Below are 2,086 nucleotides of genomic sequence, written 5' to 3'. Positions count from 1 at the left end.
GGGTGGGAACCGGAACCCGGCGAACTCTGATGTCGGAGCCGGTGGCCGGACACGACGTCGACGCATGACTCGATCATGCCTGGTAGAGGTCGTCGAGGCAGCGGACTTCGTCGACGCAACAGACCCCCTGAGACAATACCGACGCCGCAGCGGGACCAGCCTGGTCACCACGAGCGGCAGCACTGCCGCGCCCACCACCACTCCGCCTGCCCAGCCTCGCCCGAACGCGAAAGCAAGTACTGCTCCGCTGCCGATGAACGCGGCGGACAGCCCCAGCAGGCAGCCGTAGGTGCGATTACGCCGCAGGAAGCGCACACATGAGGCTGAGGATTTCGCCCGAGTACTAGACCCCGTCATCTCGATCCGCCCCGGCATACTGGCCCCCGTAACCCGACCCCACGCGCCGTCGTTCGCTGTCTGCCAGTCCGCCCCGGACCCCGGAACGTTCGCCCGCTCGAACGGCGTCGCGTCGACAGTCGGACAGGACGGCGCAGACGCCGGGGAAACCGAAGAAGAGGCCGGCGAAAGAAGGGCCGGAGGCATCCAGGGATCTCCGCGAGGACAGAGGCGGAACGCTCGCAGCCGACGACCACCGGCGACAGGCCTGAGCGGAAACATGTGCCATGACGGACCTCCCCCATCAGGGATTTTTTCGATCGGTATGCCCCGCAGCTGCAGCCCAAACCTGCCTCGGCGAACCGGAAGCCTCGCCTGCCTCACTGCCCGAGGAACCGTGGCACGACCGGCGTGGTGTCTGCAGCGTGTGGGGCTCCAGAACCCCGATTTGGGCGGTGACCTGCCCGTTTGCCTGCCGGACTGGGCCTGTGTCGGGCAGGCTGGATGGTGATGGTGTGATCGCTGCTCTACGCCCTGACACGCAACACTCTCGGGCTGATGTTGCTCCGGATGCGTGGGGACACCGCGAAGGACGTGGAGCTCCTCGTCCTGCGACATCAGGTGGCGGTGTTACGCCGGCAGGTGAACCGTCCGACGCTGGAACCGGCGAATCGGGTGATCCTCGCAGCCCTGTCCAGGCTCCTGCCCCGGGCCCGCCGGGGTTCGTTCGTCGTCACCCCGGCCACCGTGTTGCGGTGGCACCGTGACCTCCTCGCACGAAAACGGACCTATCCGCGCAAGACACCCGGACGGTGTCGGTGCCGATCCGCCGGGAGATCCGCGAGCTGGTCCTGCGCCTCGCGCAGGAGAACCCGACCTGGGGCCACCGCCGGATCCACGACGAGCTCGTCGGACTGGGCTACCCAGTCGGGGTCGCCACCGTCTGGCGGATCCTGCACCGCGCCGGCATCGACCCCGCACCCCGGCAAGCCGACACCTCCTGGCGCACGTTCCTGTCCGCGCAGGCCTCCGGCCTGCTGGCCTGCGACTTCTCCACCGTGGACACCGTGTTCCTGCAACGGATCTACGTGTTCTTCGTCGTCGAGCACGCCACCCGCCGTGTTCACGTCCTCGGGGTCACGAAGCATCCGACCGCGGCGCGGGTCACCCAGCAGGCGCGGAACCTGCTGATGGATCTCGACGAACGTGGCCACCGGTTCCGGTTCCTCCTCCGTGACCGCGACACGACATGCACGGCTTCCTTCGACGCTGTCTTCGCCGGGGCCGGTATCGATGTGGTGCGCACATCACCGCAGTCGCCGCAGGCGAACGCGGTCGCGGAACGCTGGGTCGGCACCGCCCGCCGGGAATGCACCGACAGGCTGTTGATCGTCTCCGAACGGCATCTGACGTCAGTCCTCTTTCGGTGACGGTCTTCTGTCAGACGAGCCGTCGCGCCGCCGTCAGCGGAGCCGGGACAGCGCGGCTGTCACCCCCTGAGGGTCGAACGCGGTGGGGTCGAGGTCGGCCGCGCTGCCGAGGCCCAGCCATTCCAGCCGCTCGTCGTGCTCGGGATGGCTGGGGTCGCCGAGGATCTCCAGGAGCGCCTCGTAGCCCCAGATGCCGCCGCAGTCCTCCGGCGGGGCCGCGCGGCGCCCGCCGGTGCAGCGCGGATAGCGGACCGACGGGTCGGGCTCGAGGATCTTTTCCAGGACGATCTCGTGATCCCAGTCGTCGCCGAAGTCGTAGG

The 2,086-nt window shown here is 68.6% G+C and carries 2 protein-coding genes and 1 pseudogene; 1 reads left to right on the top strand and 2 read right to left on the bottom strand.

Annotation, left to right across the window (positions count from 1 at the left end; translation table 11 throughout):
- Nucleotides 1–343: 343 nt before the first annotated feature.
- Nucleotides 344–625 carry a WhiB family transcriptional regulator gene (locus AB1460_RS37075; RefSeq protein WP_368967206.1) on the bottom strand — a complete coding sequence of 94 codons (282 nt, stop codon included), beginning with the start codon at nucleotides 623–625 and terminating at the stop codon, nucleotides 344–346.
- A 269-nt stretch (nucleotides 626–894) separates the two neighbouring features.
- Between AB1460_RS37075 and AB1460_RS37070 the strand changes: the two are divergent.
- Nucleotides 895–1,757: pseudogene (locus AB1460_RS37070) on the top strand (IS3 family transposase); the annotation flags it as partial.
- Between the two features lie 42 nt (nucleotides 1,758–1,799).
- Here the strand turns inward: AB1460_RS37070 and AB1460_RS37065 are convergent.
- On the bottom strand, nucleotides 1,800–2,086 hold a 287-nt coding region (locus AB1460_RS37065), incomplete at its 5' end, for a plasmid pRiA4b ORF-3 family protein (RefSeq protein WP_368967204.1).

This window comes from Parafrankia sp. FMc2 (assembly GCF_041008525.1).
In the GTDB taxonomy this organism is placed as follows: Bacteria; Actinomycetota; Actinomycetes; order Frankiales; family Frankiaceae; genus Parafrankia.
This window is presented reverse-complemented; position numbering and strand designations above follow the sequence as displayed.

Bases quoted from the DNA above. Each gene is read 5' to 3' on its own strand.
- AB1460_RS37075 (WP_368967206.1), bottom strand. From the start codon at position 625: ATGGCACATGTTTCCGCTCAGGCCTGTCGCCGGTGGTCGTCGGCTGCG.